Below are 14674 nucleotides of genomic sequence, written 5' to 3' on the forward strand. Positions count from 1 at the left end.
CTTAGATATCAAGTTCTGCCTCCGTTGCATTCTCATAAATAAATGCTTTTCGCGGCGGGACTTCTGTTCCCATCAGCATCTCTGTAACGCTGGATGCCATTCTCGCATCTTCGATCTCCACCAGCTTCAGAAGACGCCTCTCCGGATCAAGTGTCGTCTCCCACAACTGCTCCGCATCCATCTCGCCAAGACCTTTGTACCGTTGCAGTGTGAAAGGACCTGTATGGTTTTTCCTGTATTTTTCCAGTGCTTTGTCATCATACAGATATTCCTCTTCTCCTTTCTTTGGCATGGCTTTATAGAGTGGCGGCATGGCAATATAGACATGTCCTTCATAAATCAGTTCCGGCATGAAACGGTAAAATAATGTCAGAAGCAGGGTCGAGATATGGGCTCCGTCTACATCCGCATCTGCCATGATAATGATCTTATCATACCGCAGCTTACTGATATCAAAATCATTTCCATATCCTTCCGAAAAGCCGCATCCGAACGCATTGATCATGGTCTTGATCTCCGCATTTGCAAGTACTTTGTCAATGCTTGCTTTCTCCACATTTAAGATCTTACCACGGATCGGGAGGATTGCCTGATAATTTCTGTCTCTGGCAGTCTTGGCAGATCCACCCGCAGAATCTCCCTCAACAATAAAGATCTCGCACTTTTTCGGATCTCTGCTCTCGCAGTTTGCAAGCTTTCCGTTACTGTCAAAAGAATACTTCTGCTTTGTCAGAAGATTCGTCTTTGCCCGCTCCTCGGTTTTACGGATCTTTGCGGCTTTCTCCGCACTGGAAAGAACCGTCTTCAATGTCTCGATATTTCGGTCAAAGAACCGGACGATTTCCTCTCCTGTCACTTTTCCGACTGCCTTGGCTGCATCCGGGTTGTCCAGCTTCGTCTTCGTCTGACCTTCAAATCTCGGATCAGGATGCTTGATCGATATGATCGCAGTCATTCCATTACGGATATCTGCACCGGTAAAATTCGCATCTTTTTCTTTCAGCACTCCCAGCTCTCTTGCATACTGGTTCATCACCGTCGTAAAAGTCGTCTTAAATCCCGTGAGATGCGTTCCTCCTTCTGCATTATAAATATTGTTACAGAAACCGACCACATTCTCATGAAATTCATTGACATACTGAAGTGCCACTTCTACCCCAATCCCGTCTGCCTCTCCCTTAAAATAGATCGGCTCATGCAGTACCTCTTTCTTATGGTTCATATCCGTAATGAATCCGATAATCCCCTCCGGCTCATGGTATTCGATCTTTTCTTCTGATCCCTGCCTTTTATCTTCAAAAAATATTGTCAGCTTCGGATTCAGATAGGCAGTCTCATGCAGACGGCTCTTGATCTCTTCCGCTTTGAATCTCGTCTTTTCAAAAATCGTATCATCCGGAAGGAAATTCACCGTCGTCCCGGTCTTTCTCGTCTTTCCGATCTTCGGCAGCAGTCCGTCTTCCAGTTCAATGACCGGGATTCCTCTCTCATACCGATCATGATGAATATATCCATCACGGCTGATCTTTACATCCATGTAAGCGGAAAGTGCATTTACGACTGAAGATCCGACTCCATGAAGTCCTCCACTGGTCTTATATGCTGAATCATCAAATTTTCCCCCTGCATGAAGTGTCGTATAGACCAGACGTGCTGCGGAAATGCCTTTCTGATGCATATCCACCGGAACTCCTCTTCCGTTGTCAGATACAGTTGCAGAACCGTCTTTTTCCAGCGTGACATGGATTTCCGTACAGAATCCTGCCAGATGCTCGTCCACTGCATTGTCCACGATCTCATAAACCAGGTGGTTCAGTCCTTTTGTGGACACGCTTCCGATATACATTCCGGGACGCACACGTACCGCTTCCAGACCTTCCAGCACTGCAATACTGCCTGCATCGTATGTAGTCTTTCTTGACATTTCATCTTCTCCTTTGTCAAATTTTCAGAATAATCCATTTGATACTATAACACTTCACAAAGCGTATCTGCAAGCACTTCCATTGCATTTTTCATTTCCTCAACAGTATTGGTCTGTGCTCCGGCTTCGATCAGAAGCGATTTTGGGAGAAGATGCAGGTTGTAGCGATAGGCTTTCAGATAGATATGCCTTACAAAACCCGGATACATCCTTTCTGAGGCAAGCTGCATCTGCAGAGAGAATGCCAGATTATCCTGTATGTACGGATTGTAAAGATATGTGATATCCCCATTGGTTCTTGAACGGCTCAATCCATTGAAATACATGATCCTGGCTGTCGGCTTTCCATTGATCTGCGTGACAAGATGCGTTGTCTCTGCCACTCCGTCCCGATGAAGGTCAATGGCTACTTCAATGGAAGGATTCGCCTCCAGGATCGGACGGATCGAAGCTTCTGCATTTTCATATGCCTCACTCCGATCCAGTTTTCCGTTAATAATATCATAGACACCAAAATCATGGAGTGTAGGGATCCCTTTCGCATTCAGAAGTTCCGTCAGATATTGTCCGATTCCCACGATCCCGGTTGAAATATCTCCCGGGACTGAATCTACAAATGTTTCCTGGGAATGGGTATGAAAGATCAGAATTTTCGGTTCATTTCCCTCCCGACCGATCTTCATATTTCTTCCAAGCAGATCATCCACATTGAGCTGTTCCGCCCCGATCATCGTAGAACTGTCTACCGTATAAAAATTGCTCAAAAGGTACTCAAAATCTCTCAGTTTATCAATAGACTGGTCTGCCGCTACCTCGGATGAGACCGGCTGCTGCGGCTCATCCGGCTGACCGATCAGTTTTCCATTTTCATCGACTGCATTTTCGTCATTCGCCTGACTTTCCAATATTTTTGCGATCGTCTCCTCATCTTCAAGAGACGATCCATACTCTGCATGATCTTCCACATACTGAACCACTGGAATCCACGCCAGTGCTTTTTGTCTGATCCACTCCCCCGGTCCCGATGAAACCGAATCTTCTTTCCATACAAGAGAAGGCACATACATAGCCTGTGCAGACCGGAGAAGATACTGTTGAAGCTGATACTGTAATTGTGCTGCATTTTTTCTGATTCCATTCAGGATCAAAAGCATACTGCACACCGACAGAACCAGTACTGCACCTGTCTTCCCCGACTGCCATTTTCTGCTTTTTATCTTCTTCATTCTCTTTGCTCTCCCTTCCCGTCCCACGATTCTTCTGTAGCTTTCTGCTATCTTTCTATTATATGAGAGCAAAGAAGGTTCAATGCTTCTGCGATCGTATGGCTGATCTGATGGATCATCTCATCTACATCTTTTGGTGTCACAAACATTCCATTCAGATGAGGTGCAATCAGCTCTTTCACCAGTTCGTACTTTTCCCCCTGATTATAAGAACGCAGTGTTTCTCCTACACTTTTCAATGTTTCCGATTCTTCCAGGGCATGAATGAAATTTTCCATCGTATCATTTACGATCGTTGCAGCATCCACAACTGTTGGCACACCGATTCCGATCACCGGAACTCCAAGAGATTCTTTTGTCATTCCATTTCTATAATTGCCTACACCTGATCCCGGATGGATCCCTGTATCTGCGATCTGGATCGTCCGGTTTAATCGCCTGCTGTTGCGTGCCGCCAGTGCATCTACCGCAATCACAAGATCCGGTCTGGTTTCCCGGACGATCCCTCTGACTATTTCAGTTGTCTCCATCCCGGTCTGCCCCATCACCCCCGGGACAATGGCACTGACCAGTTTCGCATGTTCCACTCCCATTGCATATTTTCCATATTCCCTGATAATATGTCTCGTCACGTTCAGATGATCTGCCACACAGGGACCCAGGGCATCCGGCGTTATATTACGGTTTCCCAGTCCGACTACCAGGATAGACAGATCTTCCTCTTCTTTTCCCTCTTTCGCTTCAAAATTTTTTCTCAACAGTTCACTGATACAATCACGGATCTTTTCTGAGATCCGCATCTGCTCTTCTTCATCCGGCACTGCAAGGGCCGGACTTTCCAGTGTCAGATACGTGCCTGCCGGTTTTCCCATTGCCTTTGCTCCATTTTCCGTTTCAATAATCACCCGTGTGATCCTGGTCTCACTGCTTTCATCATAATCCTCTTCCAGAATCACTCCCGAAATTTCCACCTGGTCAGATTCAAACCTCTCCCTCTCTTCAAGTGCAAGATCTGTCCTTACGCTGTAATTTTTTGTCATCGCTTTTTCCTCTCCGTTGCCTGTTATAGTTCCATAATATTATTTTTCTTTTTTATCAAAATATGTATTGACAACGTCTATTTCATGGAATAAAATAAATGAGTATGTTTCGACAGAACGTCCGTGTCCGAGTCTGTCCCAACAGAATAACATTTGAAAATCATATGATACATTTTGGAGGTGTACACATTGGCTAACATTAAATCTGCAAAGAAAAGAATTTTAGTAAACGAGACAAAGGCTGCCAGAAATAAAGCAATTAAGTCTAAAGTTAAGACTGCTGTTAAAAAGGTAGAGGCTGCTGTTGCTGCAAAGGATACAGAGGCTGCTAAGGCTGCTCTTCATACAGCAATCGTAGAGATTTCCAAGGCTGGAACCAAGGGCGTTTACCACAAAAAGACAGTTTCCAGAAAGATTGCACGTCTTTCCAAAGCTGTAGACGCTATCGCTTAATCAGAAATAAAATAATAAAAAAGACATCCACTGCCGTCAGGTGGATGTCTTTTTTATTTATACGTGCAACCAGCCGGAGCTGTGCTTTATAATTCTACAAAGCCAAAACTGTTGATCAGTCCTGTCAGTTTCTGTCCTTCTTTACAGAGTTCACACTCATGAGAATTATAAACCTGATAATCCGGAAGATCCGCACTTGTAAAGATCGTCTTCACCTCCATGCCTGCCACCTTCGAGATTGAACTGAACACTGCACAGATGCCGCTGACTCTTCCTCCGTAATAAAGTACAGACTCAATTGCCTGTCTTACAAGAGAACCTGTAGACATGGAATCCGTCAGTACAAGTACCTGCTTACCTTCGATCATACGCTGGTTATTATCTCTGAAAAGGATCTGTCCTGCCGGATCAAATTCAGGAGTTACAACGGAAATATTATTCCCCGCACTGACCGATGCATTTCCGCTTCCTGACAGATATTCTGCCATAAACGCTCCGATCACTTCCGTATTTTTCAGGCATACGATTGTTTCTACCGGTGTATTTGTCATATATTCTTCTGCAAGTGTCTTCGCAGTCTCGCGTGCATTATTATGACGCGTCTTAACTGTTGACATATCAATATAAGTATTCACATGTGAATTTTTCGTTGCAAAATGCCCCTTCAGAATCTTAATACGTGCCTTTCCGTTCTTTCCTGACCTCAGGTCCACAAATCTCTTGTCCATAGCTTTGTTGCTCCCTTCTGCTGTTGTTCATTTATCTGGCTTCAAGATAGTTTTATTTTAGCACAACAAAAAAGAAATTACAGCAGTTTTTACAAAAAACTTACTGCAATTTCTTTTTTATTAACTATTTTTACTATCTCGTATCTGGATTAGTTGTTGATCAACTTATCCTCATCGCTCCAACTGTAAAGCTTTCTGATCTCAGCTCCGACTTTCTCTGACTGATGCTCAGCAGCAAGCTTTCTCATAGCCTTGAAGTGAACCTGACCGCCTGCTTCAGACATATCAAGCAGGAAATCTTTTGCAAATGTACCATCCTGAATATCTTTCAGTACCTGTTTCATAGCTTTCTTTGTCTCTGCTGTTACAATCTTAGATCCTGTGATGTAATCACCATACTCTGCTGTATTGGAGATAGAATATCTCATTCCGGCGAATCCTGACTGGTAGATCAGGTCAACGATCAGTTTCATCTCGTGGATACACTCGAAATAAGCATTTCTCGGATCATATCCAGCCTCAACCAAAGTCTCAAATCCAGCCTGCATTAATGCACATACACCACCGCAAAGTACGGCCTGCTCTCCAAAGAGGTCTGTCTCTGTCTCTGTTCTGAATGTTGTCTCAAGGACACCGGCTCTTGCTCCACCGATTCCAAGACCATAAGCAAGTGCTCTGTCAAGAGCCTTTCCTGTATAATCCTGCTCCACAGCTACGAGGCAAGGAGTTCCCTTTCCAGCCTGATATTCACTTCTTACTGTATGTCCTGGTGCTTTCGGTGCGATCATTGTAACATCGACATTCTTCGGTGGTACGATTGTTCCGAAATGAATGTTGAATCCATGAGCGAACATAAGCATATTACCTTCTTCAAGGTTTGGCTCGATATCTTCTTTGTAAAGTTTTGCCTGCTTCTCATCATTGATCAGAATCATGATGATATCTGCCTGCTTTGCTGCTTCTGCTGCTGTATATACTTTAAATCCCTGTTCTTCCGCTTTCTTCCATGAACGGCTTCCCTCATACAGACCGATGATAACATCACATCCGGACTCTTTTAAGTTCAGGGCATGTGCATGTCCCTGGCTGCCGTATCCGATGATTGCGATCTTCTGTCCTTCCAGAAGAGAAAGGTTACAGTCTTCCTGATAATAAATTTTTGCTGCCATTTTAAATTCCTCCTAAATACATAAAATAATATTCGTAGAAATCTTCCGGTCTCTGCCGGAGGTATCTATGTATAGTGAAAGGTCCATGCCTCTTACTAACGAATGAAATAAATCCTGTAGATTTTTCTTTTATATTTTAGAAAAATGCTACATCTTTACTGCCTCTGGATAATCCTGTGATTCCGGTTCTCGCAAGTTCCAGTATCTCGTAATCCTTCAGCAGATTTAAAAACGCTTCCAGTTTGCTCTTGGTTCCTGTCAGCTCGATCATCAGACAATCTTCTTCGACATCAACGATCTTCGCCCTGAAGATATCCGCCACAGAAATAATCTCACCACGCTGTGAAGCATCCGCTCTTAACTTCACCATGATCAGTTCTCTGCAGACCGACTCATTTTCTTTCAGCATCTTGATGTCCACTACATCTTCCAGCTTGCGGAGCTGCTTTTCAATCTGAGATAAGATCAGCTCATCTCCTGATGAGACAACTGTGATTCTTGTAAATCTTGGATCTGCTGTCATACCGGCTGTGATACTGTCAATACTGTAACCACGGCGGCTGAACAGTCCTGCGATTCTGCTAAGGACACCTGGATTGTTGTCCACGAGCAGTGAATAAACCTGACTTCTCATGCGTATCCTCTCTTTCCAGTTTGAATCTACAAAAACAGAGTGCGTTCTGTTTTCCTTAATATTAACAACTTAACGCGGCTTTGTCAAGAGTATTTTTGAATATTTTAGAGCGGATTCTGTTTTTTATTTTTTCTGTTGTCTCACAGTCCCATCTGTTCTGCAAGCTCATTTAAATACATCCACCGTTCCTCTTTTTCTTCCAGTTCTGTCGCACAATTTTCCTGCTTTTCCATCAGCTCCCGGAGTTTCACTGAATTAGTGGCATTGGCAGTGATCTGCCGTTCGATTGATGCCAGCTTTTCCTCCAGCTTTGCAATATCTTCATCGATGGTCTCATACTCCCGCTGTTCTTTATAAGTAAATTTCACTTTTTCCTGACGGTTCTGCTTCCAGGTCTTTTTAGAAGCCTTCTCTTCCTTATTTTCTTCTGTCGCGGTTTCTTCTCCTTTTTTATTTTCTCCCTTCCCTGTGGAACTTCCAGTTTTTATTTTAGAAACCATTGCCGCAGATTCCTCCTGCTGTCTTTTTGCATTCAGATAATCGCTGTACCCGCCTTCATACTGACGGATCCCGCCTTTTCCATCCAGTTCAAAAATACGGTCTACGACATTATCCAGAAAATAGCGGTCATGGGATACCGTGATCACAATCCCGGTAAAAGAATTCAGGTAGTCTTCCAAAATAGTCAGTGTCGGAATATCCAGATTATTTCCTGCCTCATCAAACAAAAGTACGTTTGCATTTTCAGCCAGGACACCCAGAAGATACAGCCGTCTTTTTTCTCCTCCCGAAAGCTTTCCGATCGGTGCGTACTGCATATCCGGCGTGAAAAGAAAACGTTCCAGAAGCTGTGTTGCACTGATCCTGCCATCCTTCGTCGTGATATACTCTGCAATATCTTTTACATAATCGATCACTCTCTGGCTGTCATCCATATGCTTCTCTTCCTGTGCAAAATATCCGATCTTTACGGTTTCTCCAATCTCGATGGTTCCACTGTCCGGCTGTACGATCCCTGCGATCATTTTTAAAAGCGTGGATTTGCCGCATCCGTTCGATCCAATAATCCCAAGTCTCTGATTTTTCAGCACAATATAATCAAAATCATTTAAAATCTTCTTTTCTCCAAATGCTTTGCTTACATGATGCAGTTCCACCGTCTTTTTCCCCATTCTTGTCTCAACTGAATCCAGTTCCACCGTCTGATCCTTCACCGGTGCTTTTCCATTCTTCAATTCTTCGAGACGTTCTAGCCTTGCTTTCTGCTTTGTAGTCCTTGCCCGGCAGCCACGTTTCGCCCATTCCAGTTCCATCCGCAGTACACTCTGCCGCTTCCGTTCTGTCGCAAGTTCCCTTTCCTCTCTTGCCGCCTTTAATTCCAGAAATCCGGTATAGTCCGCATCATATCCATACATCTTTCCGTGACTCAGTTCCAGGATCCGATTTGTCACACGATCCAGGAAATACCGGTCATGCGTTACCATCAAAACAGTTCCTCTGTAGGAACGCAGATACTCTTCCAGCCAGGTGATCATTTCCTGGTCCAGATGATTTGTCGGCTCATCCAGCAACAGTACATCAAAATGACCGGCAAGGATCTTTGCAAGTACAACTCTTCTTTTCTGTCCACCCGAAAGCTGCTCAATTTTCTGATCAAAATCTGTGATTCCAAGTTCTGTCAGATTACTCTCTACCTGCCAGCTCTCATCTGTCCCACTTTCCAGTGCATAAGAACGGATATCCGCTCCGTCCGGGAAAACCGGGTTCTGCGGTACAAATGCAAGCTTCAGTCCATTCTGCCGTATTACCTGTCCACTGTCCGGCACTTCTTCACCGGCGATTACTTTCAGTAAAGTCGATTTTCCTGTCCCGTTGATTCCGACAATCCCGATTTTATCTCTCTCCTGTATTCCAAAAGAAGCATCCTCAAAAATCACTTTCTCCCCGTAGATTTTATTGATATGTTCCAGATTGATTATATTCATTTCTACTGACTCCTCTGCTTTTTCTATAGAAACTCTGAATTTTATTTTAAAGATTTCAAAATTTGCTTGTTAAATCTCAACAGACATTATATCATGATAAAGTTATTTCTTAACAGTCTTTAATTAAAAATCTACAGATTAAATCTGTGGATCAATAGAAAGCGAGGGATTTCTTATGAGTCAGAAAAAAGAGTTTGATGATATTTTTGATGATGATTTTGAAGTTACATATGAAGAAGATCCAGTCTATGATGAGGATGATTTTGATAACGGCAAATTTTATGAAACCGACGATTCTGATGAGGATGATTCTGAGGAAAATTATTTTGAAGAGGAATATCCCGGCGATGAATACCCTGACGAAGGTGCAGAAAATGAATATGACGATGCTATCTACAGCCCTTCCGACAGAAAGCGTAAGAAGCGGCATCCTTCCGAAGAAGAACCGGAATATGAAACCGGAAAAAGAAGTGATCCACGCTCCCGGAAAAGAAGTGGAGTTCCTCTTGCAGCTCCGATAAAAAAGGGTGGGAAAGCTCTTTCCAGGCTGACCGGTTTCCTGCTCCAGCAGCTCTCAGTCCTTTTGATCCTTGCTACAACTATTTTTGTATTATATAATTTCTGGCGTGCAAGCACCCCTTATGGCGACATACAGGAATCGATCCGGAAGAAAAGTATTTCTCAGACACTGGCTGCCTACCTGTGTATTGCAGCGATCTTCCTTTTCTTTGAATTTATCTCCCTGATCTGGACAATGACCCGGGTACGCGTGAGAGAGAACGAACGAACCATAAAAGAAGATACTGGAAGAGGTCTTTTTTCCTTTCTTCTGGTATTTATCACGTCCTACCTCTGCTTTTTATTCAGTCATTTTCTTCCCGACAGTCCGGAGATCATCTATGGCATCAAAGGTGCTTTCGATGTATACGGTTCTCTCCATAACGCATTGCTGGGACTTTGTGCCGCCGGAGTCATTTCCTGCCTGATCCGGCGGCATATGAGCTGATTTTACACGGAGAAATATATTCCACAAAGCCCATTGTAGCCGTTGTCAGACTCTCGTACAGGTACGGATTTTCGTGCAGATACGGACTTCCGTCCGTTACCTGCATCATTTAAAAAGACAGCAGATCCACGGAATCAGAAAATTCTTCTGATCTACTCCCGTCTTTTCGGATCTGCTGTCTTTTTTAATCTCGTTACCTGCTGTTAATTAATCAAAAATAATCAGTGCCATAAATACAAGATCTGTATCGCCTATATTCTTCATCCCATGTCCTTTTCCATCCGGAGTAAAAGTAACATCTCCTGCTTTTACCGGACGGATCACACCATTATCATTATAATCTCCCTCTCCACGCAGGATATAATATGTCTCACTTTCATTATGATGCTCATGATATCCAAGAGAACATCCTGGTTCGATCGTCACTTCTGCATATAATCCGCATTTTCCATTTAACTCTTTTTCACCGAGAATATGCTTGATCAGGATATGGCCTTCTCCACCGCACATATTTTCTTTTCTTTCGACTTTCAGTTCACTCATGATTATCTCCTCCTGCTACAGTATTTTATTACGGGACAGGATACCCGTTCTGTATCCCTGCCCCTGCTTTTTTATTACTTTTACAGTATAAGCTTGTTGATATTTTTTCGCAACATTTATCAAAAATTTTAACGGAAGATTTTTCTTTCCTTATCTGAACGCACGCTTTAGAATATGCTACTGTCATGACCAGATACATTCCTGCAGCAACAATGATCGCAAGGATTCCTGTATTAAAAAAGAGCTTCAAAATTAATGTCAGAAGAAGTAACAGTGGAATTTTAACATTGACTCCTGTTCTGAAAGAAACTATACTTTTGTGTAACCTTAATAATAGAATAATTCTGAGGAGATGATTAAATGAATGAAGAACAAAAAGTGGTTTCTTTTACTATAGAAGATTGCTATCATGTCTGTCGCCTTCTCTATCCTGACAGATCTGAAAAGAAAAAATTAAAACTTGCCCAGAGGCTGCACTGGAAATGGCAAAGGAGACCTCCTCTTGAATATCAAATCAACGAGGATTCACTGACCGTATCAGACAAGATTATACTGACTAAAAAGAACCTCCGGAAATGTGCCGTCAGTGGAGATTTTTATTTCTTTCAGGTCAAAGACCGGCTGTCACTTGTCCTTTTCAAACCAGCCACTGAAAAACACCGCCAGGCAATGGAAGACTTCCTGAGGATCAACGAAATCGAGACACTCCGGGAACTTCCGGCAGAAACATCTACTCTTCCGTGGAATGAAGTTTACAAAATGCGTGTCGGTTCTCTCTTAAAAAGAGACTTTAAAAAGAGACGGTTTTTTATAATCCATGCCCTTCTGATCCTTCTTCTGACATTTGGCTGCCTTATATGGAATGCTAAGGATTACGTTAATTATATTCTCGAAGATGCCGGACTTTCTTCCGCAATCTCCGAACGTATGATGGATACTGTATTTGACTCTCTTCCATCAGATGATATTGAAATTCTGGGGCAGATCCAGGATAAACTGCAAAATTCTCCTGCTGTAGATGCTCTTGCTGAAAAATATGCCCAGGCTATGGTTCAGGGAATTGCAAGCGGCAAAGAATTTGATGAGATCCATGTTGATATCAGCAATGAACTGGTTCAGATTGCCTCCACTGCATTGACCGAAATAAAAAAGCAGATTCCGCTATCCGATGGAATGGAAAAGCTGATCACTGCTTCTCTTTTATCCGATTCAGCATCTGCCCAGTCGGCGATCAATACTTATGCAGAGGGAATTTATGATGGTTTCAGTAACCGCCTCGGAGGACTTGTCAACCTATACCGGATCCTGACCTCACAGTTTATGATCCTTTTTATTGCACTTCTGTATATCGGTATGGTCATTGCCTGCATAGTCACAACTCCCCTGACCGTTGTGAGATTCAGCTATCCCGCAACTTTTGTACTATTTGGTATTCTCTATTACTTTTTAGTAAATGTCGTCGGAAATACGCTCGTTGCAAGGCTCAGCAACCGCTTTTTAGGCAGAACAGTATTCCTTGACCCGTCTATGGGATATGCAATGCTTATTGTTGCCATACTGGGAGCAGCCTTTCTCTTCCTTTGCCTGACTATCAGAATAAAAAGAGAAGAGAAAAAGCTGACTCAGCTCTGAGATAATACAGGTTTTTAAAAGAATACACTGAAAGTATATCACCTTTGCTACTACAAGCAATAGGATCAGTATAATTTTCATCTCACCTCGCTTTCGTTTGTCTTGCAAATATTGTGGTTTGTTTAATTAATATCACAAAACATTTTTGTTTATTTTGTAAACTTTATGCATTGACTTCATCTTTCAGTAGTGTTAACATCAATTCAAGGGAGGTGAGACTATGACACAGGGTGAAAGAGTGCGAATGATAAGAAAGCATCCTAATGTCAATCTTACGTTAGAAAAGTTTGGCGAAAAATTAGGAATCAAAAAATCTGCTCTTAGCTTAATTGAAAATGGAAAAAATAATTTAACTGAACAAATGGCTAAATCCATCTGCCGTGAGTTCCGAGTAAATTACTTTTGGCTCACCGGAGAAAAAGGAGAGCCTTTCATTAATATCCCTGATACTGCTTTGGATGATCTTGCCGATGATTACGATCTTGATAATATAGATAAAAAGATTATTCAGAAGTATCTGGAGCTGAGTGCTGATCAGCGTGACGTGATTAAAGCTTACCTGAGAAGTCTCTGCGAAGACGAAAAAAGCGGGTGATTCACCCGTCTTTTCTGATGAAGTACTTATGTATGTATTGAAATCCGGAGATCCTGATTATCAGCCATCCTGCTCACAGGATGACCTCAGGAAAGAACTCGGATTTTAATTTTGACATAGGTGAATAAATTGTTTAATGACCATTTTCCCACTTGGGCAAAATGGTGAACACTACTCAGAAACTCGATTAGAAAGGACGTAAGCATATGCCATTACCAAAATCAAACAACTATACAATTGAAGATATCTACTCTCTTCCTGATGGACAGCGTGCTGAGCTGATCGATGGACAGATCTATAATATGGCTCCACTGAGTCCCTTCCACCAGGAACTGGTAATGGAGCTTTCCGCAACTCTTCGCGATTACATCAAAAAGAACAGCGGACCGTGCAAAGTTTACCCTGCTCCATTTGCCGTTTTTCTTAATCAGGACGACCACAATTATGTAGAACCAGATATCTCCGTGATTTGTGATCCTAACCGGATTAATGAAAAAGGATGTAATGGTGCTCCTGATTTTATTATAGAGATCGTATCACCAAGCAGCCAACGCATGGATTACCTCACAAAATTGTTTAAATACCGTACAGCCGGTGTTCGTGAATACTGGATTGTGAATCCAATGAAGCAAACGGTTCAGACCTACTTCTTTGGTGACGTAGAAGATTCCAATCAATATTCTTTTGATGATGAGATTTCTGTTGGGATCTACGATGATTTGAAGATCTGTATTGCAGATTTACTGAAATAAAAAAAACGCCTCGGTTCTCTTTTTTAAATATTATTATATTATCGACAAATCTCGGTATACAAATAATCGACAAATAATGTGATTTTCACCCGTTTTTACTGGTTTTCAAATTAAAACAAATCAATATTTTCACATAAAAGAAAAGCCCTTGAAATGTTGTATTTTCAAGGGTTTTTCCATATTTACTTGATCTATTTTTTAGAACTTACCAGCCTTAGCAGCTTCCTCAACAGAAACTGTAGCCTTATATTTAAAGTGCCAATTTGTATAACGCTAATTGATTAAGGCTTACGCCTTCTTTGTCTGCTTCGATTGCTAAACGCTGATGTAATGACTTAGGCAGCCTTACAACAAACTTCCCGCTATAGTTGTTTACTGATTCCGGTACAGGAATTGCTAAATTATTTTCTAACTTAACTTCTATATATCCTTCCATAGCTTCGTTAAGGCTTTCGTATAATTCGTCTAACGTATCGCCTGTACTTTGGCAGCCGTCCAGTTCTAAGATTCTTCCGTAAAAGTAATGCCCGCTTTCGTCGTTCATTTCCTGTACTAATCTTGTATATGGCAGCTTCATATAATCTTTAACTTCCATTGCTCGCACTCCTTCCTTCTTACTCTTATATTATATCCATGTTAGGGGATTTACTCCCCTATCCTGTTTAGAATATCTACTATGTACGCTTTCTTTAATGGGCTTTCCTGTTTGATTGTTGTTAAGTCGCCTGTTTCTTTGTTCAAGTACTGCTTGTGGCTTCCCTTCTGCCTTACTCCTTCATAACCGTAAGCCCTTAATACTTTGTCAGCTTCTTCCGGGCGTATTCCGTTTGGCTGTCTTTTCATTTTTTCAATTATCTTTTCTACGCTTGGCACTGTGTCACTTCCTTTCTTGATATTATAGTACCATATATAGTACTATTTGTCAATGTTTTTATAATAGGCTCTATCATATCTTCTAATAGTGCGTAATATGGTTTTTTATTTCCC

15 protein-coding genes are annotated in these 14674 nt (G+C 42.1%); 5 read left to right on the forward strand and 10 right to left on the reverse strand.

Going from position 1 to position 14674, the window contains the following annotated elements:
* Position 1: 1 nt before the first annotated feature.
* Genes NQ541_RS06855 through gpr form a run of 3 tightly spaced genes read right to left on the reverse strand, consistent with a single transcriptional unit; the run spans position 2 to position 4190 of the window.
* On the reverse strand, positions 2 to 1924 hold the full coding sequence (locus tag NQ541_RS06855) for a DNA gyrase/topoisomerase IV subunit B (RefSeq protein WP_005611835.1): 1923 nt from the start codon (positions 1922 to 1924) through the stop codon (positions 2 to 4).
* 44 nt (positions 1925 to 1968) lie between these two features.
* Positions 1969 to 3150, reverse strand: coding sequence for a stage II sporulation protein P (gene spoIIP, locus NQ541_RS06860; RefSeq protein ID WP_005611833.1), 1182 nt, complete (start codon positions 3148 to 3150; stop codon positions 1969 to 1971).
* A gap of 47 nt (positions 3151 to 3197) precedes the next feature.
* The gene (gpr, locus tag NQ541_RS06865) at positions 3198 to 4190 is read right to left on the reverse strand and encodes a GPR endopeptidase (RefSeq protein ID WP_005611831.1); all 993 of its coding nucleotides are present in this window, start codon (positions 4188 to 4190) and stop codon (positions 3198 to 3200) included.
* 189 nt (positions 4191 to 4379) lie between these two features.
* Here gpr and rpsT point away from each other — a divergent pair, with 189 nt between their 5' ends.
* Entirely contained in the window at positions 4380 to 4643 is a 264-nt protein-coding gene (gene rpsT / locus NQ541_RS06870; protein ID WP_023923287.1) for a 30S ribosomal protein S20, read from the forward strand.
* Positions 4644 to 4729: 86 nt separating this feature from the next.
* Here the strand turns inward: rpsT and NQ541_RS06875 are convergent, their stop codons facing one another.
* The 4 genes from NQ541_RS06875 to NQ541_RS06890 all read right to left on the reverse strand — a co-directional run bounded on the left by NQ541_RS06875 (position 4730) and on the right by NQ541_RS06890 (position 9159).
* Complete coding sequence (locus NQ541_RS06875; protein WP_005611828.1) at positions 4730 to 5371, reverse strand: type I phosphoribosyltransferase; 642 nt, start codon at positions 5369 to 5371, stop codon at positions 4730 to 4732.
* Positions 5372 to 5520: 149 nt separating this feature from the next.
* Positions 5521 to 6540, reverse strand: coding sequence for a ketol-acid reductoisomerase (gene ilvC / locus NQ541_RS06880; RefSeq protein WP_005611827.1), 1020 nt, complete (start codon positions 6538 to 6540; stop codon positions 5521 to 5523).
* Positions 6541 to 6676: 136 nt separating this feature from the next.
* Positions 6677 to 7174, reverse strand: coding sequence for an acetolactate synthase small subunit (ilvN, locus tag NQ541_RS06885; RefSeq protein ID WP_005611826.1), 498 nt, complete (start codon positions 7172 to 7174; stop codon positions 6677 to 6679).
* Between the two features lie 140 nt (positions 7175 to 7314).
* Positions 7315 to 9159 carry an ABC-F family ATP-binding cassette domain-containing protein gene (locus tag NQ541_RS06890; RefSeq protein ID WP_005611825.1) on the reverse strand — a complete coding sequence of 615 codons (1845 nt, stop codon included), beginning with the start codon at positions 9157 to 9159 and terminating at the stop codon, positions 7315 to 7317.
* A gap of 175 nt (positions 9160 to 9334) precedes the next feature.
* On the opposite strand from NQ541_RS06890, the gene NQ541_RS06895 reads away from it, so the two are divergent.
* On the forward strand, positions 9335 to 10165 hold the full coding sequence (locus tag NQ541_RS06895; RefSeq protein ID WP_005611824.1) for a hypothetical protein: 831 nt from the start codon (positions 9335 to 9337) through the stop codon (positions 10163 to 10165).
* Positions 10166 to 10372: 207 nt separating this feature from the next.
* Here NQ541_RS06895 and NQ541_RS06900 read toward each other — a convergent pair whose 3' ends face one another.
* A complete protein-coding gene (locus tag NQ541_RS06900; protein WP_005611822.1) occupies positions 10373 to 10708 on the reverse strand; it encodes a cupin domain-containing protein in 336 nt (111 codons plus the stop codon).
* A gap of 360 nt (positions 10709 to 11068) precedes the next feature.
* On the opposite strand from NQ541_RS06900, the gene NQ541_RS06905 reads away from it, so the two are divergent.
* From NQ541_RS06905 to NQ541_RS06915, 3 genes are all read left to right on the forward strand, one after another.
* Positions 11069 to 12340 carry an MFS transporter gene (locus tag NQ541_RS06905; RefSeq protein WP_005611820.1) on the forward strand — a complete coding sequence of 424 codons (1272 nt, stop codon included), beginning with the start codon at positions 11069 to 11071 and terminating at the stop codon, positions 12338 to 12340.
* A gap of 220 nt (positions 12341 to 12560) precedes the next feature.
* The gene (locus NQ541_RS06910; protein WP_005611819.1) at positions 12561 to 12935 is read left to right on the forward strand and encodes a helix-turn-helix domain-containing protein; all 375 of its coding nucleotides are present in this window, start codon (positions 12561 to 12563) and stop codon (positions 12933 to 12935) included.
* A gap of 206 nt (positions 12936 to 13141) precedes the next feature.
* Entirely contained in the window at positions 13142 to 13687 is a 546-nt protein-coding gene (locus NQ541_RS06915) for a Uma2 family endonuclease (RefSeq protein ID WP_005611818.1), read from the forward strand.
* Between the two features lie 250 nt (positions 13688 to 13937).
* Here the strand turns inward: NQ541_RS06915 and NQ541_RS06920 are convergent, their stop codons facing one another.
* Together NQ541_RS06920 and NQ541_RS06925 are read right to left on the reverse strand one after the other, a co-directional pair.
* Complete coding sequence (locus tag NQ541_RS06920; RefSeq protein WP_005611817.1) at positions 13938 to 14282, reverse strand: type II toxin-antitoxin system HicB family antitoxin; 345 nt, start codon at positions 14280 to 14282, stop codon at positions 13938 to 13940.
* Positions 14283 to 14332: 50 nt separating this feature from the next.
* On the reverse strand, positions 14333 to 14560 hold the full coding sequence (locus NQ541_RS06925) for a type II toxin-antitoxin system HicA family toxin (RefSeq protein ID WP_005611816.1): 228 nt from the start codon (positions 14558 to 14560) through the stop codon (positions 14333 to 14335).
* Positions 14561 to 14674 lie beyond the last annotated feature (114 nt).

The organism is [Ruminococcus] lactaris ATCC 29176, from assembly GCF_025152405.1.
Lineage (GTDB): Bacteria > Bacillota > Clostridia > Lachnospirales > Lachnospiraceae > Mediterraneibacter > Mediterraneibacter lactaris.